The organism is Niallia sp. 03133 (genome assembly GCF_052663225.1).
In genome coordinates this window covers 44235-66783 of record NZ_JBQTCY010000010.1, presented here as the reverse complement: position 1 = coordinate 66783, position 22549 = coordinate 44235, and the positions used below count along the sequence as shown (strand labels likewise).

The 22549-nt window shown below is 35.4% G+C and carries 21 protein-coding genes and 1 other annotated feature; of the genes, 18 read left to right on the top strand and 3 right to left on the bottom strand.

The window, feature by feature from the left end; translation table 11 throughout:
• From trpB to ACTYBU_RS14995, 4 genes are all read left to right on the top strand, one after another.
• A complete protein-coding gene (gene trpB, locus ACTYBU_RS15010; RefSeq protein ID WP_445490981.1) occupies positions 1–1203 on the top strand; it encodes a tryptophan synthase subunit beta in 1203 nt (400 codons plus the stop codon).
• Positions 1203–1997 (top strand): tryptophan synthase subunit alpha, encoded by a 795-nt coding sequence (gene trpA, locus ACTYBU_RS15005; protein WP_445490979.1) that lies wholly within the window; start codon positions 1203–1205, stop codon positions 1995–1997. The genes trpB and trpA overlap by 1 nt, the downstream gene beginning before the upstream one ends.
• Before the next feature lie 425 nt (positions 1998–2422).
• The gene (locus ACTYBU_RS15000) at positions 2423–2944 is read left to right on the top strand and encodes a GNAT family N-acetyltransferase (protein ID WP_445490978.1); all 522 of its coding nucleotides are present in this window, start codon (positions 2423–2425) and stop codon (positions 2942–2944) included.
• A 1-nt stretch (position 2945) separates the two neighbouring features.
• Positions 2946–3542 carry a DJ-1/PfpI family protein gene (locus tag ACTYBU_RS14995; RefSeq protein ID WP_445491184.1) on the top strand — a complete coding sequence of 199 codons (597 nt, stop codon included), beginning with the start codon at positions 2946–2948 and terminating at the stop codon, positions 3540–3542.
• A gap of 311 nt (positions 3543–3853) precedes the next feature.
• On the opposite strand, the gene ACTYBU_RS14990 is transcribed toward ACTYBU_RS14995, so the two are convergent.
• Positions 3854–4762 (bottom strand): LysR family transcriptional regulator, encoded by a 909-nt coding sequence (locus tag ACTYBU_RS14990; RefSeq protein ID WP_445490976.1) that lies wholly within the window; start codon positions 4760–4762, stop codon positions 3854–3856.
• Between the two features lie 414 nt (positions 4763–5176).
• Here ACTYBU_RS14990 and ACTYBU_RS14985 point away from each other — a divergent pair, with 414 nt between their 5' ends.
• The 7 genes from ACTYBU_RS14985 to ACTYBU_RS14955 all read left to right on the top strand — a co-directional run bounded on the left by ACTYBU_RS14985 (position 5177) and on the right by ACTYBU_RS14955 (position 13789).
• Entirely contained in the window at positions 5177–6892 is a 1716-nt protein-coding gene (locus ACTYBU_RS14985) for an ABC transporter ATP-binding protein (RefSeq protein WP_445490974.1), read from the top strand.
• Between the two features lie 209 nt (positions 6893–7101).
• Positions 7102–8070, top strand: a complete 969-nt coding sequence (locus ACTYBU_RS14980) for a DMT family transporter (RefSeq protein WP_445490972.1) — start codon at positions 7102–7104, stop codon at positions 8068–8070.
• Between the two features lie 355 nt (positions 8071–8425).
• Positions 8426–9199: a Cof-type HAD-IIB family hydrolase gene (locus ACTYBU_RS14975; RefSeq protein WP_445490970.1), complete on the top strand. Its 774-nt coding sequence runs from the start codon at positions 8426–8428 to the stop codon at positions 9197–9199.
• Between the two features lie 375 nt (positions 9200–9574).
• Positions 9575–9791, top strand: a binding site (T-box leader).
• 121 nt (positions 9792–9912) lie between these two features.
• Complete coding sequence (proB, locus tag ACTYBU_RS14970) at positions 9913–11013, top strand: glutamate 5-kinase (protein ID WP_445490968.1); 1101 nt, start codon at positions 9913–9915, stop codon at positions 11011–11013.
• Between the two features lie 18 nt (positions 11014–11031).
• Positions 11032–12279: a glutamate-5-semialdehyde dehydrogenase gene (locus tag ACTYBU_RS14965; RefSeq protein WP_445490966.1), complete on the top strand. Its 1248-nt coding sequence runs from the start codon at positions 11032–11034 to the stop codon at positions 12277–12279.
• Positions 12280–12347: 68 nt separating this feature from the next.
• Complete coding sequence (locus tag ACTYBU_RS14960) at positions 12348–13247, top strand: AEC family transporter (protein ID WP_445490964.1); 900 nt, start codon at positions 12348–12350, stop codon at positions 13245–13247.
• Between the two features lie 341 nt (positions 13248–13588).
• Positions 13589–13789 carry a DUF5662 family protein gene (locus ACTYBU_RS14955; protein ID WP_445490962.1) on the top strand — a complete coding sequence of 67 codons (201 nt, stop codon included), beginning with the start codon at positions 13589–13591 and terminating at the stop codon, positions 13787–13789.
• 207 nt (positions 13790–13996) lie between these two features.
• Here the strand turns inward: ACTYBU_RS14955 and ACTYBU_RS14950 are convergent, their stop codons facing one another.
• Positions 13997–14860 (bottom strand): YitT family protein, encoded by an 864-nt coding sequence (locus ACTYBU_RS14950; RefSeq protein ID WP_445490960.1) that lies wholly within the window; start codon positions 14858–14860, stop codon positions 13997–13999.
• Positions 14861–15316: 456 nt separating this feature from the next.
• Between ACTYBU_RS14950 and ACTYBU_RS14945 the strand changes: the two genes are divergently transcribed.
• The 7 genes from ACTYBU_RS14945 to ACTYBU_RS14915 all read left to right on the top strand — a co-directional run bounded on the left by ACTYBU_RS14945 (position 15317) and on the right by ACTYBU_RS14915 (position 21703).
• Entirely contained in the window at positions 15317–15640 is a 324-nt protein-coding gene (locus tag ACTYBU_RS14945; protein ID WP_445490959.1) for a PadR family transcriptional regulator, read from the top strand.
• Between the two features lie 5 nt (positions 15641–15645).
• The gene (locus ACTYBU_RS14940; protein ID WP_445490957.1) at positions 15646–16290 is read left to right on the top strand and encodes an HAAS signaling domain-containing protein; all 645 of its coding nucleotides are present in this window, start codon (positions 15646–15648) and stop codon (positions 16288–16290) included.
• Between the two features lie 116 nt (positions 16291–16406).
• Complete coding sequence (locus ACTYBU_RS14935; protein WP_445490955.1) at positions 16407–17837, top strand: DUF4153 domain-containing protein; 1431 nt, start codon at positions 16407–16409, stop codon at positions 17835–17837.
• A gap of 127 nt (positions 17838–17964) precedes the next feature.
• Entirely contained in the window at positions 17965–18627 is a 663-nt protein-coding gene (locus tag ACTYBU_RS14930) for a sigma-70 family RNA polymerase sigma factor (RefSeq protein WP_445490953.1), read from the top strand.
• Complete coding sequence (clpP, locus tag ACTYBU_RS14925; RefSeq protein ID WP_445490952.1) at positions 18522–19238, top strand: ATP-dependent Clp endopeptidase proteolytic subunit ClpP; 717 nt, start codon at positions 18522–18524, stop codon at positions 19236–19238. Before ACTYBU_RS14930 ends, clpP begins: the two co-directional genes overlap by 106 nt.
• A gap of 278 nt (positions 19239–19516) precedes the next feature.
• The gene (locus ACTYBU_RS14920) at positions 19517–20707 is read left to right on the top strand and encodes a class I SAM-dependent rRNA methyltransferase (protein ID WP_445490950.1); all 1191 of its coding nucleotides are present in this window, start codon (positions 19517–19519) and stop codon (positions 20705–20707) included.
• Positions 20708–20905: 198 nt separating this feature from the next.
• Positions 20906–21703 (top strand): HAD family hydrolase, encoded by a 798-nt coding sequence (locus ACTYBU_RS14915; RefSeq protein WP_445490948.1) that lies wholly within the window; start codon positions 20906–20908, stop codon positions 21701–21703.
• 368 nt (positions 21704–22071) lie between these two features.
• On the opposite strand, the gene ACTYBU_RS14910 is transcribed toward ACTYBU_RS14915, so the two are convergent.
• Positions 22072–22527 carry an Lrp/AsnC family transcriptional regulator gene (locus tag ACTYBU_RS14910; RefSeq protein WP_445490946.1) on the bottom strand — a complete coding sequence of 152 codons (456 nt, stop codon included), beginning with the start codon at positions 22525–22527 and terminating at the stop codon, positions 22072–22074.
• Positions 22528–22549: the final 22 nt, after the last annotated feature.

The following is a 22549-nucleotide window of genomic DNA, read 5'->3' as shown; positions in this document are numbered from 1 at the left end:
ATGACAACCAAATATTCATTTCCAGATCAAAAAGGCCATTATGGTGTGTACGGCGGACGCTATGTTCCTGAAACATTAATGAGAGCCGTCATAGAACTGGAAAATGCTTATGTAGAAGCAATCAATGATCCGGTATTTCAATCAGAGTTGGACGATTTATTAAAAGATTATGTTGGCAGAGAGACACCATTATACTTTGCAGAAAATTTAACCAAACATACAAATGGAGCAAAAATCTATTTAAAAAGAGAAGATTTAAACCATACAGGCGCACATAAAATCAACAATTCATTAGGGCAGGCGCTGTTGGCAAAAAAAATGGGCAAAAAGAAGGTTGTTGCGGAAACAGGAGCAGGTCAGCATGGGGTTGCTACTGCTACTGCATGTGCCCTTCTTAATTTAGAATGCACGATTTTTATGGGAGAAGAGGATATTCGGAGACAAAAATTAAATGTATTCCGAATGGAACTGCTTGGAGCTAAAGTAGTTGGCGTTACTTCTGGTAGTGCTACATTAAAGGATGCCTGCAATGAGGCATTGCGCTATTGGGTCACAAACGTAGAAGATACACATTATGTTTTAGGGTCTGTATTAGGTCCACATCCATTTCCAATGATGGTACGAGATTTCCAAAGTGTGATCGGAAAAGAATCAAAAGCGCAGTACTTAGACAAAGAGAATAAACTTCCAGATGCAGTTGTCGCTTGTATTGGCGGAGGAAGCAATGCGATGGGGATGTTTTATCCATTTATTGAAGACACGGATGTGAAAATGTACGGCATCGAAGCTTCTGGACACGGACTTCATACAGAAAAACATGCTGCTTCATTAACAAAAGGAAAACCAGGAGTTTTACATGGCTGCTATATGTATTTATTGCAGGATGAAGATGGGCAGATTCAAGAAGCACATTCCATTTCAGCAGGGTTGGATTATCCAGGTGTAGGCCCAGAGCACAGTTATCTGAATGATATTGGCCGCGTTCAATATGAATCTGTTACAGACGATGAAGCGTTTGAAGCATTGCAATTATTATGCAAGCTGGAAGGGATTATACCGGCTTTAGAAAGTGCCCATGCTATTGCTTATGTACTAAAATTAGCTCCGACGATGAAAAAGGACGAAGGAATTATCGTATGTTTATCGGGCAGAGGAGATAAGGATGTTAACACTGTAATGGAAAAGATGGGAGTGGATAAATAATGTTGACAATTGCTGAAGCATTTGCAGAAGTGAAACAAAGAGGAGATAAAGCATTTGTGCCATATATTATGGCAGGAGACGGCGGACTGGAAACCTTAGAAGAAAAAATCAAGTTTTTAGAATCCGCAGGAGCCACAGCGATAGAAGTAGGAATTCCCTTCTCTGATCCGGTTGCAGATGGTCCAATTATCCAAGCTGCCGGCATTCGTGCACTAAAAGCTGGAACAACATTAAAAAAGGTGTTTGAAGCAATCGCGTCTTTTAGAGACTCCACCTCTATTCCGCTAGTGTTTATGACGTATATCAATCCAATTTTAGCTTTCGGTATTGAAGCCTTTTTTCAAAGCTGTGAAAAGGCAAAAATTAATGCCATTATTGTTCCGGATTTGCCTGTTGAAGAAGAGGATATGCTTCTGTCTTTTGCCAATCAATATCAAGTGGAAATAATCCGTCTCGTCACTTTAACAAGTCCGATTGAGCGAATTGAAACAATTGCTAAAAAAGGAAATGGGTTTCTTTATGCCGTAACGGTTACAGGCATAACAGGTGCAAGAGCAGCCTTCCAAGAACATTTAGGGGCTCATTTATTGAAAGTAAAAGAAGTAAGCCCAATTCCGGTATTAGCTGGCTTTGGAATATCTTCTCCTGAACATGTACAGAACATGACTCAATATTGTGATGGAGTAATTGTCGGAAGCAAAATCGTAGATCTATTTCATAAAAATGATCTCGAAGGAATAAAGCAGCTAATTGATGCAAGCAAAAAAACAGCGGTAGAGCATAATAGCAATTAACTACACATTACAAAGCAATAATAATATAGTTGGTAGAAAAACGACTTAAAAGCTTATAGAATGTAAAATAGATGTATTCTTTTAAAAGCGTGAAACTTGACTCTATGATAGGAGGCTGGCTTCACGCTATTTCTATCCCACTCTTAACGAGCAGTAAAACCCCCACTGATGGAAGGTTCACTTTATAGAATGCCATCCTAGTAAAGTTACTACAATGTTTCCATAATAATAGAAATAAAAGAATAATAATCATAAAAAAGCAGGGATGAACGCATATTTATGGAAATAAATTATACAAGAAAGAAGAAGGGGGGAAAGTTAGGGAAGAAAATCAACTAATTATATATAGTAAGAGTATGCTTCTATTAGCATAAAAGATTAAAAAATACATAGATTAAATCATCATGTTGAAGTGTGGTGGAAGTGTGAATATAAGAGCTTTAACAACGAAAGATGCTAAATTATATTGGCAATTAAGACTAAAGACATTAAGGCAAAATCCACATGCGTTTTTAGTTACTATTGAAGAAGAGGAAAATAAATCACAGCCAATAAAAAAAGTAATCATGCAGCTAAAGGATCCTAGTCGAATTACATTAGGGGCTTTTCATCGCAATCAATTAATTGGCGCTATCACGCTGCAAAGAGAAGTATACATAAAAATCAAACATAAAGGCAGTGTTCTTTCCTTTTTCGTAGAAAGTGACTATAGAGGAAGAGGGATTGGGCGAGTATTGCTCGAAAACCTTATCTCAATTGCAAAAATGTATGATATAGAACAGCTGCTATTAGCCGTTGTTTCTACCAACGAAAAAGCGATTCAATTATACGAATCAATAGGATTCACCACGATAGGCATGGAAAAAAGGGCTTTAAAAGTTAATTGCCAGTATTTCGATGAATTGCATATGGTGCTATTTTTAAATCACTATGAGGGAAAGGGTTGAAATTTTGAGACAGAGATCAGTTGGCATTTTATTATTTGATGATGTTGAAGTATTGGATTTTGCAGGTCCTTTCGAAGTGTTATCTATTACAAGTTTTTCAGAAGAGCTGGAGATAAAACCATTTAAAGTAGAAACAGTCTCCGAAACTGGAAAAATGATAACAGCAAGAAATGGATTGCAGGTAACTCCGACTTATTCCTTTCAAAATGCACCTTTTTTTGATATTTTAATCGTGCCAGGAGGTCCGGGAGCAAGACAGACAGAAATACATAATGATAATGTCATTGCTTGGATAAAACAACAAGATCAACGTACAGAATATACCACTTCTGTTTGTACTGGTGCATTGCTATTAGGCACAGCTGGTCTATTAAACGGAAGAAAAGCTACTACACACTGGGCTTCCTATGAAAGAATGGAGAGGAAATTTCCAATGGTGGATGTAATAAAAGAGGTGAAGTTTGTTGATGAGGGAAAAATTATCACCTCAGGTGGCATATCAGCAGGTATTGCTATGTCCTTTCACTTAGTGGAAAAATTGCTGGGAGAAGAGGCGAAAAAACGAACAGCGAAAAGAATGGAATATGATTTGATATAGAGCGTGCTTTCACATACTAAATAAAAACAGGCCAAAGTAAACACAGCCTATTTATCCCACTCTTAACGGGCAGTAAGACCCTCACCTCGGTGATACTGAGGAATCGAAGAAGCTAGGTGGGGGATAACTGCCCGTAAAGATCCGATAAGTTCAACTAACCATCAGTGGGGATGAAGAAAACCCCCACTGATGGTTAGTTGAACTTTATCATGGTAGATCAAACACTTTTGATTTGTGTCATTGCCTATTTTAACTAGTACATAATAGCAGTATAGGCAAAGAAAGCGAGTTTGAAGATAAACGGAAACGATCTAATTGCAGATCATCTGTTTTGCTATTATTTTTTTTCCTTGCAGTTTCTTTAGAAACAATTCAACTGAACGGGGGAGAAATCCTGTTTTAGGAAGAACATAGGAAAAGTCGTGCGTAATTAAATTGTTCTTTATACGGAGCGGGTGAATGGTTCCCATACGCAGTTCCTTTTGGATGGCAAATTTGGAAACAATAGAAATTCCCAAGCCTGCTTCGATTGATTCCTTTATAATTTGTGTACTTCCAAAGGATCGTAATACAGGGGGAGAAAATGCAAACTTTGTAAAAAGTTGATCAATAATTTGTCTCGTTCCAGATCCCTCTTCTCTAATAATCCATGTTTCTTCATAAAGATCTTCTAAGTCTACTTCATCCATTTTCGCAAAAGCATGATCTTTATCCACAATGACAACCATTTCATCCTTTGCAAAAGGAGTAATACTTAGATTTGGATGATATTCTATTGTTCCATCAATAATCCCAATATGAAGTTCACCCCTTAAAAGCTGTGATATAACTCTACTGGAATTTCTTATTGATATTTTTGGATCAATAAGGGGGTTTTCTTGGATAAAATCCGCTATATATTTCGGCAGTAAATATTCCCCGAATGTATAGCTGGAACCAATCGTTAATGGACCACTCGCAGCATCAGCTGTGTCTTCCATTAATCTTTCCACTTGTTCGTATTCAGTTAGAATTTTTTTTGCATGCTGGTACAAAATTTCTCCAGCACTTGTTAAACGCACATATTTGTTTGTCCGGTCAAAAAATTTTACATCATATTTTTTTTCTAATGCTTTGACAGAAAGAGTAACGGCAGATTGGGTAATATGGAGTGCTTCAGCAGCTCTTGTAAAGTTTTGCTTTTCAGCAACGGTAACAAACGTTAACAAATGATAATCCAATGAAACCACGCTCCTTTTTTTAACCAATACTCGATAATAAAAAACAAAATGAGGCAAATAAATCGGTAATACGCTAAATTTTATTAAAATATTAATTACTATTTCGACGTTATAAACAATTTCAATATCCGAATTAAAAATCCCTCTAAAAAATGATAAAAATACAGGTTTTTATTTTATTAATATCCTTGACAATTCTGAATATGCAGAATTGTAGATACAAAAAAGAAGAAAAATGGAAAAGTATTTCGGGAATATAAATATTTTATATTGAACCTCTTACAAGTGGCGGATATAATTAATAATAATTCTCAAATAAAGAAATTCTTTTTTCACATTATTTTATTTGTAGTGTTAAAAATAAATAGAAAGGAGATTCATAGCATCTAATTCATTTATAAAAGGAGAAAGTAGATGATTAAGCGTTTTTTTACCTATTATTTACCACACAAAAAATTATTTATTTTAGATTTTAGCAGTGCAGTTGTAGTTGCTATATTAGAACTTGCCTTTCCGATTGCAGTTTCTTGGTTTATTGATACAATGCTTCCGGAAGGAAATTGGAATTCGATTGTTTCCGTTAGCATTGGACTGCTTGCTTTATATTTTGTTAGTACATATCTTCAATATATCGTAAATTATTGGGGGCATAAATTAGGGATTAATATCGAAACAGATATGCGCTCCCAATTATTTAATCATGTTCAAAAGCAGTCTTTTAAGTTTTTTGACAATACGAAGACGGGACATATTATGAGCCGCATTACAAATGATTTATTTGATATTGGCGAATTGGCGCATCACGGACCAGAAGATTTATTTATTGCCATAATGACCTTTGCCGGTGCTTTTTGGGTCATGCTAACTATTAATGTGAAACTAGCTCTTATTGTTATATTTATTGTTCCAGTACTTGTTGTGCTTATTACTTATTGCAATAAAAGCATGAACAACGCTTGGAAAAACATGTATGGGGATATTGCGGATGTAAACGCTCGTGTGGAAGACAGTGTTTCCGGGGTAAGGGTTGTCCAATCATTTACAAATGAAAACTATGAAATGTCTCGTTTTTCGGTTAATAATAGAAGGTTTAGAAAAGCAAAGGTAGGAGCCTATAAAGTAATGTCGCTTACTTCTTCTTCCGTTTATATGCTGATGCGCTTTTTTACACTAGTCGTACTTGTGTATGGTGCTTGGTTAACCTTTAATAATCATTTATCGAATGGTGAACTGGTCTTGTTTATTCTGTATGTAAACATACTGCAAAAGCCGATTGATAAAATTAGTACTTTATTGGAGTTATATCCAAAGGGAATGGCTGGTTTTAAACGATTTATTGAGTTATTGGATACCGAACCCGATATAAAAGAAACGGAGGATGCAATAGAGGTTCCTTCACTTAAAGGAAATATAAAGCTGAATAATATCACATTTGGCTATGATCCGAGTTATCCTGTTTTACAAAATATTAAATTATCGATACAAGCTGGGGAGACGATTGCGTTTGTTGGCCCATCTGGGGCTGGAAAAACGACAATCTGTTCTTTGATTCCACGCTTTTATGATGTAAATGGCGGCAGCATTACGATAGATGGCATTGACATACGCAATATGACAACCACTTCACTACGGTCGCAAATCGGCATTGTTCAACAAGATGTATTTTTATTTACAGGTACTTTAAAAGAGAATATTGCTTATGGGAAGTTGGATGCGACGGATGAAGAAATTCAAGCTGCAGTAATACGAGCTCATTTAGAAGACCTTATTCGCAAGCTTCCAGACGGGTATGAAACACAAATTGGCGAAAGAGGATTAAAACTGTCTGGAGGACAAAAACAGCGGATTGCCATTGCACGCATGTTCTTGAAAAATCCTCCGATACTTATTTTAGATGAAGCAACTTCTGCTCTTGATACCGAAACAGAGCTAATTATTCAAAAATCTTTAAACGAATTAGCAAAAAACCGCACTACTTTAGTTATCGCGCATAGACTAGCAACAATAAGAAATGCAGATAGGATTGTCGTCGTAACAGAGAATGGAATTGAAGAAGAAGGGTCACATGATGAACTTCTGAATAAGAACGGTATTTTTGCGAATCTACATCGTGTGCAATATCAGCATTAATTATGCAACTCTACAATAAGGCTGGTAGATTAGGATTGTAATTCGGAGCGAAAAACGAAGAAGTCGAGTGTTTGTCAACAGCATGTGGCGAAAACATCAACTGTTTTCGTTTTTTTGATATAAATAAAAATACAGAACATTTATAATGAAATAACAGCATGTACAGTACGCTGTGTTGGATAAATAAAGAATGGGAGAAGATATATCTTATGCGTTCACTTGTTTTAGGGGTATTAGCGGCGTTTTTTTTCGCTTTTACTTTTGTATTAAATCAATCAATGAAAATTAGTGGTGGAAGTTGGATTTGGAGCGCGTCGCTGCGATATTTTTTTATGGTGCCTCTCTTAATCCTCCTTGTATTATTTAGAAGCAAGCTTCCTCCTGTTTGGCAGGAATTAAAGAAGAATCCGATTCCATGGCTTGTTTGGAGTTCAGTTGGTTTTGGCATTTTTTACGCTTTTATTTGTTTTGCATCCGAATATGGTCCTGGGTGGCTTGTTGCGGGAACATGGCAGCTGACTATCATTTCTGGTACGCTTCTGACACCATTTTTTTATGAAAAAAAGACATTGCCAACAGGGGTAACTAGTCTTACTCGTCAAAAAATTCCATATAACACTTTATCTTTTTCCCTCTTAATTGTTGCAGGAATTATCTTGATGCAAGTGGAGTATGCAATGGAACTATCGTTGATAAACACATTGCTTTGCTTTATTCCTATTGTGATCGCTTCTTTTGCATACCCGCTTGGAAATCGGAAGATGATGGAGGTTTGTAATGGCAGACTGGACGCCTATCAGCGAGTGCTTGGAATGACGATTGCTAGTCTTCCGTTTTGGTTCCTATTATCATTTTATGGTCTATGGACGGTTGGATTTCCTAAAGAAAATCAACTAATACAGTCTGTGATTGTTGCTCTATTTTCTGGAGTTTTCGCAACGATTTTATTCTTTGCTGCAACAGATTTAGTACGAGATGATATGCAAAAACTTGGAGCGGTGGAAGCTACCCAGTCTTTTGAAGTACTATTTGCATTATTAGGTGAAATTCTATTTCTTCACGCTGATTTGCCATCGATGATTTCCTTGTTTGGAATGATTCTGATTGTAATTGGAATGATTCTTCACAGTATTTTTTCACATAAGCGACTGGATATAAAAAATTCGATAAGTACATAGGTAAAAGTTAGAAGTTTGTTCCCCTTATTTTAGGGGAATTATAAAGTAAACTTTCATCAGTGGGGGTTCCTCATCCCCACTGATGGTTAGTTGCACTTATCGGACCTTTACGGGCTGTTATCCACCACCTAGCTTCCTCGGTTTCTCGGCCTCCCTGAGGTGGGGGTCTTACAGCCCGTTAAGCGTGGGATAAAGTTGTCTATTTTGTTTAAAACGTTAAGAAAATGTAAAACTAACAGAATAGTTAGCATATTGTAAGACAAAAGGTATACTATGGTGATGAAAGGCAAGAAAAAGCTGTTTTATACATAATGTGAATTTACTATTTGAAAAATGCATTAGGAGGGCAAATAAAATGAGCAAAGTAAAAAAATATCCAACAATTAAATTAATTGCACTAGACATGGATGGAACATTATTAAATGACAAAGGAGAAATACCGGAAGAAAATCGAAAAGCAATTAAAGAAGCGCAAGATAAAGGCATACATGTTGTGCTGAGTACAGGAAGGTCGATTGCCACGTGCAAGGACCATGCGGAAAGTTTGCTGCTGAAAACTTTTTTAGTGACAGTAAATGGAAGTGAAATTTGGGATTGGCAAGGAAATTTAATTGAACGAAACTTGGTGGAAGCAGAGAACATACAGTGGATGTATGATCTTTCCAAAAAACATAAAGCAAAAACGTGGGCAATTAGTTGTGACCAAGTATGGAATGATAATATGCCAGAGGATATTTCCACTTTAGAATGGTTGAAATTTGGTTTTCATATTGATGATGATCAAATTCGTGCAAATGTGATGAAAGAATTACATGAAAAAGGATTATTTGAAATAAGCAATTCATCTCCTGTTAATATTGAAGTAAATGCATTGGGCATCAATAAAGCAAGAGGATTAAAAACCGTTTGCGAGAGATTGAATATTACAATGGATCAAGTGATGGCAGTAGGAGACAGTCTAAATGATATTAGCATGATTAAAGAAGCAGGCCTTGGGGTTGCCATGGGAAATGCTCAAGAGGTCGTGAAAGAAACGGCAGATGTCACTACTTTTACAAATGAGGAAAATGGCGTAGCGAATGCAATTAGAAAATGGGCATTAAACAGCGAATACGCAGTGAAAAATTAAGGTTTGAAATAGGGTGGACATAGTATACAAACAGGAGTTATTCTACATGGAGGTTTCAGACAAAAACAGCATTCGCCCTTTGGAAATTAAATATCACTTAAAACGTAAAAACTAATTGAAACAAATAAAAAACCTGATATAATGAAAAATAATAAAGTGAACCTTTCCATCAGTGGGGGATTTCTTTCTCCCACTGATGGAAAGGTTCACAGGATGTGGATCACACAAACGTTGTCACAGGAAGTGGCGACCTTGATTCCTCAATATCTTGAGGTGGGGGTCTTACTGCCCGATAAGAGTGGGATAAAATAGTGTTGTAAGGTGAGAAGAAAGTATAATTGGCATTGATATCAGGATGCCTGACATAATAAAAATTATGGAACGTGGACAAAGGAATAGTATGCGGAAAGCTTACGTAAAAGAGAGTGAAGTTTATAAGCTGAAAGACTTCATAACGGAAAAGACGCAGAACCTGCCTTTTGAGTCCTATGTAAAGCATAGGCGTTATCTGGCGTTATCAGACAAAGTGGAATAATTATTTTAATTATTCAATGAAGGTGGTACCACGGAAAAAGCCCTTTTCGTCCTTTTTATAGGATGAAAAGGGTTTTTTTTATTGGTGAATCGCAACATGGTATTAAAGACAGATATCCGGGATTGTACAGCAATGTTCAAGGCGCCCTGCGCTTTTCTAATTAATAGGGGGATTTATTATGGAAAGTAAAAGAGTTGTTGTAAAAATAGGCAGCAGTTCGTTAACGAATACAAAAGGGGAAATTGATCAGCAAAAATTACATGATCATATTGCAAGTATTGCAGTACTTAAAAAAAATGGATATGAGGTCATTTTGGTTTCATCTGGTGCAGTGGCAGCTGGTTTTACCAAATTAGGCTATCCATCAAGACCTGTTACTTTAAAAGGAAAACAAGCAGCTGCAGCTGTTGGTCAAAGCTTATTAATACAAAGCTACATTGAGCTTTTTACACAACATCAAATTACACCTGCACAAATTTTATTAACTAGAAATGATTTTTCTAAACGTGAACGATATGGAAATGCTTATTCTACTCTTACGGAATTATTAGAACGAGGCATTCTTCCTATCATTAATGAAAATGATACAGTTTCCGTAGAGGAGTTGACATTTGGAGATAATGATATGTTGTCAGCACTTGTGAGCGGTCTTGTTCATGCAGAGCAATTAATTATATTAACAGATATAAATGGTTTGTATGACAGTAATCCAAAAGATAACCCAGATGCAAAAAGATACGATAAAATTACAGAAATAACAGAAGATTTAATGAAAGGTGCGGAAGGAGCGGGTTCAAAAGTTGGAACCGGCGGGATGAAATCAAAATTGGTTGCCGCTGAAACAGCTCTTTCATTAGGCGTGAAGGTGTTTATCGGAAATGGCAGTGGAGAAGAGAAACTTGTTTCTATAATGGAGGGCAATGGGGATGGTACGTATATTGGATCAGATGATTTAACAGCTCTTAACAATAATAGACAATGGATTGCATTGCATTCCACTGTTCAAGGCAGTTTGTATGTAGATAAAGGAGCAGAAAAAGCTTTAATGGAGAATGGAAGCAGTCTGCTTCCAGCAGGAGTTTATAAAATGGAAGGTAATTTTATAAAAGGCAATGTTGTCGAAGTAATTGGACAATATGGAGTAATCGGAAAAGGAGAAGTCCTTTATTCTTCAGAGGAGCTTCAACAAATTATCGGCAAAAAAAGTACGGAATATAAAGAAACGAATTTATTTTTAACAACAGAGGTTATCCATCGAAATAAATGGGTGAAAAATTAATAAAAAGGGGATTTAATCATGAGCGAAATACAAACAAAAGGAAAAGCTGCTAAGCAGGCAAGTCTACAAATGACAAGATTTTCTACACTAGAAAAAAATAAGGCTCTTCTGTTAATTAGTGAACAGCTAGTAATAGATCAAGATTATATAATAACTGAAAATAATCAAGATTTGAAAAGCGGGAAGGATATAGGACTTTCAGAATCTGTGTTGGATCGCATTATGCTGAATAAAAAAAGAATTAAGGATATGGCTCTAGCCATCAAGCAATTGATGAAATTAGACGATCCTGTAGGACATGTTTTAGAGGAAATCAACAAAGAAAACGGCTTGAAAATAGTGAAAAAAACTGTGCCAATCGGAGTAATGGGAATGATTTATGAAGCAAGGCCAAATGTAACGGTTGATGCTGCTACCTTATCCATTAAAACGGGAAATGCTGTTATTTTACGAGGAAGTTCTACTGCAGCTTATTCTAATCAAGCGATTGTGAAATCCATTCACAAAGCTTTAGAGAAATCTGAACTACCAATTGATGCTGTACAGCTGATTGAAGATACAAGCAGAGAAACAGCTAAGGAGCTGTTTCATTTAAAAGAATATTTAGATGTTCTGATCCCTCGCGGCGGAAAAAATTTAATAGATACAGTAGTAAAAGAAGCAACCGTTCCTGTAATTGAAACAGGTGCAGGCAACTGTCATATTTTCATCGATGAATCAGCAGCAGTTGAGATGAGTTTATCTATATGTATAAATGGAAAAACACAGCGTCCTTCTGTTTGCAATGCGATTGAAACGATTTTGATTCACGAAAAATGGTTCAAGCAATTTGGAAGCAAGCTTCTTGAAGCACTTTCCAATAAGGAAGTAGAGATTTATGGAGATGAGCAAGTTTGTTCTGTTTGGGAAAATGCTCAAATAGCAACAGAAGAAGATTGGTATACAGAATACTCTGCATTAAAAGTCAGTATAAAAGTCGTTAAGAATGTGGAAGAAGCAATCGTTCATATTAATAAGTATGGAACAAAACATTCCGAAGCTATTATTACAACAAAGGAAGAACATGCTGAATTGTTTTTGACACAAGTTGATGCAGCTGCTGTATACCATAATGCGAGCACTAGATTTACAGATGGCTTTGAATTTGGATATGGTGCAGAAATAGGCATCAGTACACAAAAATTGCATGCAAGAGGTCCAATGGGGCTAAAAGCTTTAACATCAAGCAAATATCTTATTTTTGGAAACGGTCAAGTGAGAAACTAACATACATTGTCGATCCTTGTTTGTTCCGAAGTTAATGCTCTTATTACATCGAAGATTGGAGTATAAAGATGGAATTTTTTGTTGTGTTATTGCCCATTTTTTTCATTTTTGGAGTTGGATTTGTTGGACAAAAGATTTTAACAATTGATACAAAGCCCATATCTACGATGAGTGTGTATTTAATGAGTCCGCTTTTAGCTTTTAGTGTGTTTGTGGAAACGGACTTTAATAATGCTTATTTAATGATGTCTATATTTGCACTCGTTCTAGTATTTGGGATTATTGCTATTATATACTTGGTTGGCTGGGCAAGAGGGTATACAAACAAAAAAATTTGCGGCATGGTCTTATCCTCTGCCTTTATGAATAATGGAAATTACGGAACGCCGCTTGTACTATTTGCATTTGGTGTTCCCGCTCTGCATTACGCTGTCATTTTAATGGTCATTCAGCAGATGATTATGGCAACAGTCGGCATTTATTTTGCAGCAAAAGGTTCTACCGAAGGCGGTTCCAGCAGAGGTACATTTAAAAAAGTAATTAGAGTACCTATAATGTATGGTGCATTGCTTGGAATAATATTTCGGTTTTTACATATTCCTATAAGTGGTACAATGTTGGATGCAATTAAACTTGTTGGAAATGCGGCTATTCCGACTGTCATGCTTGTGCTTGGTATGGAATTGGCCAAAATATCTTTAAAAAACATTCAAATACAACCACTTTCCTTTGCGCTCGTATTGCGATTGGTGATATCACCGCTTATTGCTTGGGGAATGACCATGGTGCTCCCAGTAGATGATTTAGTGAAACAATTAATGATTGTGTTGGCTGCGATGCCTTCTGCTGCCAATACAACAATGTATGCACTACAATATGGAACCGAGCCAGATTTTGTATCATCAGCTACTTTAGTTAGTACACTTGCTAGTTTAATCACATTGCCAATTGTTTTATCCCTCCTATAAGAAGAAGGAGCTGCAGTCCATTTAACAACGAGCTTTTCACCTGAGTAAAGCAAAGTTAAAGTGTGGCAGTTTTTTTATATTGGCAGTTTTCTAAAAGTTTGTTGTTTTTTAACATGATCAAAAACCTTTTAGAATGACGGAGCAGCCTGAATACACGTAGACTCTCAGCACGGATTAGCGAGACAGACGAGAAGAAAGCAGGAGTGAAACGACGAAGCGGCTCGAGGCTTGTCCGCGGAAAGCGAGTGAATTTCCTGACTATTCTAGATCAACACTGAAATTTAACAGAGCCATATGCTAAGAAATTTTTTTACTATGGAGATAAAAGTACGGATGATAAAATGCAATGGAAATATGTATCGCTCCATCATCAACATAAAAATAAACATCATTGGGAATATTGGGTTATTGATCCGAATAATAATCAAGCACTGCCAATGCCTAGAAAATATATCATGGAAATGATTTGTGATTGGCGTTCGTTTTCAAGGAAATGGGGAAGGAAAGTAAAAATTCTACTTTGGATCTTACAGATAGTTTAGTGTTACAACCTGAGGCTAAAAAAGAACTTTAGATTATCATGAGGAAAAAAGAAGTTCATACAAAAGAAATTAGCTGATTTTCTTTACAGAAATAAATTTACTGAAATGAAAATCCATTAAAATCAAAAAATCAGAACTTCCATGGAATGAAAGTTCTGATTAAAAGATTCCATCTTCCCGCTTCTTTAGATTTAAAGATATACATAATTAGTGGATGGCTGACTTGAATCTTCCACCATGAGCCTCTTGTGTATCCATTATCGTTATAAAGGCATTCGCATCGATTTCCTGGACAATGCTTTTAAATTTAGCTACTTCTAAGCGGGTAAAAACAACGTATAGAACCTCTTTGTCTTGATCCAAATAGCCGCCTTTTCCTTTTAATTTTGTTACACCTCTGCCTAAGCGGTCTGACAATGCTTCTGCGATTTCTTCATATTCATCTGAGATTACCATCGCAGCTTTTGTATCATCAAATCCTTGTATAACAGCATCAAGTGCTTTACTGGCAATATAATAAGTTAAAATCGAGTACATAGCTTGTTCCCATTGCAGAACAAACCCTGCCCATGCAAAAACAAAAACATTTAGAAACATAACGAATTCTCCAACAGAAAAAGGAATTTTTTTCGATAAAAGAATCCCTAATATTTCTGTTCCATCCAAAGCTCCAGAGTTGCGGATTACGAGCCCAACCCCAGCTCCTAATAATAATCCTCCAAATACTGTCGCAAGAAGCGGTTCAGTTGTTAATGCTTCAAAATGGTGAAGGCTTGACTCTACTATCCCAAGCACAATAATGGAGAAGAGGGAGGAAATACAGAAATTTTTCCCGATATACTTATATCCAGCAAATAAAAAAGGAAGATTGATAACCAATACTAAAATTCCGAAGCTAAAGTCTGTTATATAATTTATTATCAAAGAAATCCCGATGATTCCCCCATCAATAATGGTATTGGGCACCAAAAATAATTCAATGGCGACAGCAGCCAAGCTTGCTCCAACCATAAGCAGAATATACCGAATAATTAAATGTGTTTTTGATTCTTTTTTATGTACTTTTCCCATATGAAACACCTTTCCTTACTAAATTCAAGGAATAAAAAGTCAAAATATATGATTCATTTAGAATTCCTCGTATGAAAAAAAATATACAAAATAATAGCATATGGACAGAAAAGAATAATCACTTTAGTTAGAGTAAAATTGATATTAATGTAGAAAAGAGACTGAAATGATTAAAATGGGAGTGTGAAATGTAAGGTATAATTCGAGTATTCGAAGAATGTTTGAATAACCTAATTGATTTAATGCCCCTTGGTTTCTACGTATTTTAATAGGATGCTTTTATAAACAACTCCTCCTTCAGGCAGTACTTGTCCATAACATAAGTGTAACATAAAAGGTGAAAGCATTTCCTTTCTCAGGATTCGAGGTCCATATTTTTCTGTATACTCTTGCCATTTTAAAAGAAACAGAATACAATAAGTCTACAGTACATTAATATTCTAGGTAGGTGAGGAAATGTTTAATCGGGAGCTAGTAAAGGGCAGTACATCCTTAATTTTACTTCAATTATTAGCAGAAAAAGAAATGTATGGGTATGAGCTTGTGAAAGAAATGGAAAGCAGAAGTGATTATTCTTTACAAGTAAAAGAGGGCACACTATACCCAGCATTACATAAATTAGAAAAACAAGAATATGTGGAATCTTTTTGGCAGGAGTCAGGGAAGGGACCAGCGCGAAAATATTACCGCATCACGGAAACAGGCAAAGAAATTTTATTGCAGAAAACAAGTGAATGGAAAAATTTTGTGCAGACAATTGATAAAGTAATAGGGAGATAGGGAATATGATTGCTTCTAAGCAGGAGTATTTGCATTCGCTTCGAAAGAAGTTAAAAAATAATAAAGATCAGGATGAAATCGTATTAGAATATGATCATCATTTATCTGACCTTTTAGAAGAACTCTATTTGAAACATCAATTGGACGAAAAAGCAGCAATGATTCTTGTTTTGGATAGGTTTGGAACACCAGAAGAAATTGCACAATTATATACAGAGGAACTAGTAGTAACAGAAAACAAAACGAAATGGATTTTTTTCTTCGGAAATCTATTCTTTTTTACAGGGGGAATCTGTTTAACTATTTTTTATCATTTTCTTTCATTCCCTTCTATAAGAAGATTGTGGACTTTTCTAACAAGCATTCCATTTTATCTTATTTTATTGTATCTTTTCTTCTGGCTGCTTTTAGGTTACGAAGTTGGCAAGGAATTTGGTTTAGGTGGAAAAAAACTGCTGAAAAAAACCTTTTATATCTCTTTGGCGCCCAATCTTCTATTAATGATACTAGTTGTATTTCGAATTATTCCATTAACTGTATTTGATCCATTGTTAACGCCAAATTTTATACTATTATGTATTGGAGCTACCTTTTTCTTATATCCTATATCTATATTAGGATTTCGTTTTGGAACAATAAGATCTGTTTAAGTGGTTCTTGAGGTCTGCTAAGTAGAATTACTAAGTAGACTTGCGTTTTACTACCTAGAATAACTACTTATTTTTATCTATATAGAATTACTATGCAAAGGGGATAAAATAAAAAAATGAATAGAAAAAATTTAATGTATGTACTCATTTGTTTATTGTTGGCAGTTATTGCAGAAATTACATTGTTTAAAGGATCAATCGGAATCTCGCTTAGTATTTTTGTTGTATCCTTTTATGGTTTGTATTTTTATTATGTAAAAAAGAAAGAGCATACCCATAAGCTGTTAGGACTGTATTTATTTATCTGCATCTGGCTTTTGACCTTAAGTTATGTATTTATAGCAAATCCCGTTTTTTACGGTCTAAACTTTTTAATGATAGCAGCCTTGCTGATTGTTCATACATCATTGTTAACGAGTCCAGCATTTATTGATTGGAGCTCCAGTTTATTTATTGTATATTTAGGCAAAAAATTCACTCAATTTTTTCTATTCGGCAAAAAAATCGCTGCCTTTTTGCTGAAAAAATTAACAAAAAACGCTAAAAAGGGAACATACGCTAAAACAAAAAAAGTGGTGATTGGTTTAATTATTGCCGGGCCTATTTTAATCATCTTAATGATTTTACTCAGTGCATCCGATGAAAAGTTCGGCAATTTTATGATTAGAACGATTCAAAAGATGATGTCATTAAATACGAAGGAAATATGGATTTTCATACGAGTTGTATTTTTATTTGCTGTTTTTGTAATAGGAATAAAGACGGTTGGACGCAAGTCTGTCATCGTTCCAGTAAAAACTGGCAGTACAGGCGGAACCTGGGATCAGACCATAGTAATGACCATTATTGTGTCCATTAATGTATTATATGTCCTGTTTACGATTGTTCAATTCCGTTATTTTTTTAACGATGTCTTAATTAAGGACTATACGTTTGCTGCATATGCTAAAAAAGGCTTTTTTGAACTTATGTTTGTTACGGTCATTAACATTGTCATGATTATATGTGTAAATACATATACTGCTGTGAAAAAAAAGGTGTTAAAGATACTGCTTTCCATTATGGTTCTATTTAGTTTTGTTATGCTGCTGTCTTCCCACTTACGTTTGTCTTTATATGAAGAGGCGTATGGATATACGTATTTACGCTTATTTTCTCATTCGTTTTTACTATTATTGGCTATATTATTTTCGTTTTCGATCATAAAAATCTGGATGGAAAAGCTAAATCTAATCCGAATCTTTTTATTAACTTCCTTATTATATTATTGCAGTTTAAATGTGATAAATATAGATCAAGTGATTGTCAGGAAAAATATTCAACGATACGAAAAAACAGGTGATATTGATTTACAGTATATATCTTATTTATCTAATGCCTCTGTGCCGGAGTTAGTTGATTTGTATAAAAAAGAGAGCAATAATTTTCCTTTAAAGCAGCTGCTATTAGAAAAAAAAGAAAATCTACGGAAAAAACAAATATCTTGGCAGTCTTATAATATTGTAGAGGAAAAAGCAAAAAAGGCATTAGAAGAAGTGAAGGAATAAAGAAAACGAATGAGCTGAAAGCCTTGCTGACAGTTAAATGAATAAAAAATTACCTAATTATTTTTTGCCCGTATCTTTTTATGGAAGCAAAACGTTAAGATAATAGAAAGGAAAGGGAGGGATGATCATGAGCGTCCACCAATTTGCCAATGAAAATCAGGAAACAATGATTGCTATGAAGTATAAATTATTGCAAAAATATTGCAAATTTTTAGGGATGAATAAATGGGAAAGTGATGATATTGTTCAAGAAACATTTTTAAAAGCGTTGGAAAAGTATGATGAAAAAGCGATTACTAGTGCGCTTCTAAAAAGAATGGCTCATAATCAATGGATAGACACCATTCGAAAAAATAAAAAATGGGAACTTAATAATGAATTGGATAAGGAGATAAGCATTAAAAAAGAAATTGATAATTTAATGGTTCTTGCTGAACATCTTGCAATCCACCTTACGATTAAGCAAGGTATTGTTTATTTATTATCTGAGGGCTTTAATTACTCAATAAAGGAAGTAGCCGAAAGCTTGCATCTTACAGAAGGAGCGGTAAAATCCATTCTTTTTCGAGCAAGAAATAAAATAAAGCAATACGCTTTTCATCAAAATGAAATGGCGGATGAGGCAAAAAATGATATTTCCGCCCTGTTTTATCATGTATTAAAAAATGAAGATCCGAACCTTTTATGGAAGGCTATGAAGGCAAATCGTTTATGTTTGCAATCGTCCAATCTGGAAAAGAAACAGGCAAGTGTGCAAAGCTGGCATTCAGAATTTACAATGGCTGCATAAAGGGATTACAAAAGAAGGAGGAAGGAAAAATGAGTGCGATTCCTTATGTTATAGAGCAATCAAATGGCGGTGAACGCTCTTATGATATTTATTCAAGGCTATTAAAAGACCGGATTATTATGTTAGGGGATGAAATTAATGATCATGTCGCAAATAATATAGTGGCACAGTTATTATTTTTGGCGGCAGATGATCCGGATAAAGATATTTCGCTCTATATAAATAGTCCAGGTGGATCAACAACTGCTGGATTTGCGATATTCGATACAATGCAATATATTAAGCCGAATGTCCAAACGATATGCACAGGTTTGGCTGCTTCGTTTGGTGCATTGCTTTTGCTTGCAGGAGCAAAAGGAAAAAGATTTGCTTTGCCGAATAGCGAAATTATGATTCATCAGCCATTGGGAGGAGCTAGAGGCCAGGCAACAGAAATTGAAATAACAGCAAGGCGGATAATAAAACTGAAAGAACAAATAAACGGCATTATTGCAGAAAAAACCGGACAGAAAAAGGAAAAGGTAGTAGAAGATACAGAGCGTGATTTCTTTATGAGTGCAGAAGAAGCTAAAGAATATGGGATTATTGATGACATTATCCTGTCTAAATAACGAAGTAAAAACCCTCTTTTCCATATAAAAGAGGGTTTTTGACTATCTATATACACTTTGATTCTTGGTTGTTTGCATTAATCGAAATCACGAACATAAACTCCTCCAAAGGCTTTACGTCCTGAAATATAAACGTTTTCTGTTATTCTAGAGTAAAAAGTAGGAGGAATGTTAGAAAAATAGGTGGATGGTCTGTTATGATGTATAATAGAAAGGTGAAATTAGAGCATCATATAACAAAATAGTTATGTGAAAACAGAACGTAAATAGGTGACAAAATGAAATCAGTTGAAGTAATTGTACATTCCTTATATGAAAAAGGGATAAAAAATGGCAATCCACTATTGGATAAAGAAGCTCTTTTAAGTACATCAGGATTAGAAGAGGGTCAAATTATTGATGTGAAAAGCAAATCTAATCAATTTTTAGGCAGAGGATACTACGGAATACAAAATAAAGGAATAGGATGGATACTAACATCTGATCCTCATACAGAAATAAATGAACTGTTTTTCGAAAAGAAGTTGAAAGCAGCGATAAAAAGAAGAAGTGAGTTGGAGCAGCAGAACGAAACGACAGCTTATCGTCTATTTAATGGAGAGGGAGACGGAATAGGCGGATTTACAATCGATTGTTTTAATGATTACCTTCTTATTCAATGGTACAGCAAGGGAATATATACTTTTAAAGAAATGATCATACGAGCTCTTCAAAATTGTATATCTTTTGCAGCCATTTACGAAAAAAAGCGGTTTGATCAAAAAGGGAGCTATGTAGAAGATGACGATTTTGTTATCGGAAAAAGAGGCGACTTTCCGATTATTGTAAAAGAAAACGGAATAAATTATTCCGTTGACTTAAACGATGGAGCTATGGTCGGAATATTTTTGGATCAAAGAGATGTTCGTAAAGCGATTCGAGATAAATATGCTAAGGATAAGGATGTTCTTAATACTTTTTCTTATACTGGCGCTTTTTCCGTTGCTGCTGCAATGGGTGGAAGCAAATCTACAACAAGTGTAGATTTAGCCAATAGAAGCAGACCAAAAACAATAGAAAACTTTCAAATAAATGCGATTAATCTTGAGAACCAGCATATTATGGTGGAAGATGTTTTCCATTATTTTAAGTATGCGGTTAAGAAAAAGTTATTATTTGACATGGTTATATTAGATCCTCCAAGCTTTGCAAGGTCAAAAAAACATACCTTTCGTGCAGCAAAGGATTATTCAAATTTGTTAAAAGAAGCAATTAGCATAACAAAGAATAATGGAATCATCGTGGCATCAACCAACTGCAGTACGTTTGATATGAAAAAATTTAAAGGTTTCATTTTTGAAGCATTCGACAAAAAGGAAAATCGGTTTGAGATAGTAGAGGAATTCCAGCTACCGTTTGATTTTCGTTCGATTCAAAAGCTGAAAGAGAGCAATTATTTGAAAGTAGTTTTTCTAAAAAAACGAAATTAATCGGATATCATTATTTTATGCAAATAAAATTCATTGCTGCTGCAGGAATAAAGTTAATTCCAATAAAGACAAATAGCAGCTGCTACTAAATTGGTCTACAGTGATCTGGCAAGTAGGTATTTACTTCTCTAACATAACCTTGTAATCTAATATGTAAAGGACAAAATCTAACTACATAAGAGAATGGGGAAAATGATCATGGTTAAAGCAATATTTTTTGATTTAGATGATACATTATTATGGGACAAAAAAAGTGTAAAAGAAGCATTTGAGAAAACATGTCGCCTAGCAGAAGAGAAATATGGGATTCCTGTTTTTGATTTAGAAGAAGCGGTTCGAAAAGAAGCGCGTGCATTGTACGAGGGGTATGAAACGTATAGCTTTACGCAAATGATTGGAATTAATCCTTTCGAAGGGTTATGGGGAGAATTTTCAGATGATCATGATTCTTTTCGCAAAATGAAGGCGATTGTACCTTTTTATCGGAGAGACGCTTGGACAAAGGGACTAGCGGCAGTAGGCATTGACGATAAAGAATTTGGGGAAGAACTAGCAGAGGCATTTCCTAAGTTTAGAAAAGAGTCGCCATTTGTTTATGAAGAGACATTTGCTGTATTGGATAAATTGAAGGATCAATATAAACTTGTGTTAATCACAAATGGATCCCCTCATTTGCAAAATACAAAATTAACCATCACGCCTGAAATAGCTCCATATTTCGATGAAATCATTATTTCTGGAGGGTTTGGAAAAGGAAAACCTGATCCGTCTATTTTTGATTATGCATTATCTTTAGTTAATCTGGATAAAGAAGATGTCTTAATGGTGGGAGACAATTTAATGACAGATATCCTTGGGGCATCAAGGGCTGGGATTAAGTCAGTGTGGATTAATCGTGAAAACAGCACGCATTCTGATGTTGTGCCAACATATGAAATTACCAATCTTCACGAATTATTTGCCATTATCGATTCGAATCAAGCTGTTTCTAAATAAATATATCCCACTCTTAACGGGCAGTAAGACCCCCACTACAAGATGCCGAGAAATAAAGGAAGCGAGGTGGGGGATAACTGCCCGTAAAGGTCCGATAAGTGCAACTAACCATCAGTGGGGATGAGGACAAATCCCCACTGATGGAAGTTTACTTTATAATTCATTAGACAGGAAGAGATTATAATACATCTTTTTCCTGTCTTTTATATTTATCCCACTCTTAACGGGCAGTAAGGCCCCCACCTCAAGATGCCGAGAAATCGAGGAAGCAAGGTGGGGGATAACTGCCCGTAAAAGTCCGATAAGTGCAACTAACCATCAGTGGGGAGGAGAAAAAACCCCCACTGATGGAAGTTTACTTTATACAATTAATCGCTTAAGGATTCATCCTCAGCAGGCAATAAATGCCTATAGGGAACAGGAGATGCTAATATAACGGATGTATTAATTGTTCCAAATGGAATTAAACGATCAACAAGCTGCCTCATGCCATCAATCCCTGAAACAGCTGCTTTTATCGTATAGCTGATTGGTCCTGTAACGCGGTGGCATTCAATGATATCCGCTTCTGTTTTAATATATTCCTCGAAAAGCTGAGCTTCTTTTTTCAGCTCGCTTATTTGAATAAAAAGGAGTGTTCCTCTACCAAGCTTTGCAGGAGAAACTCGAGCGCTGAACTCTAAAATTATCCCTTTTTCCTGCAATCTTAATAATCTTTCAGAAACGCTTGGACGGCTTAATGCTAATTTCTTTGATAAGTCACTAACCGTAATTCTCCCATCTTCTTGTAATGTTTTTAATAATTGTATGTCTACCTTATCCATTTTAAGCTCCTTTGACAAAATG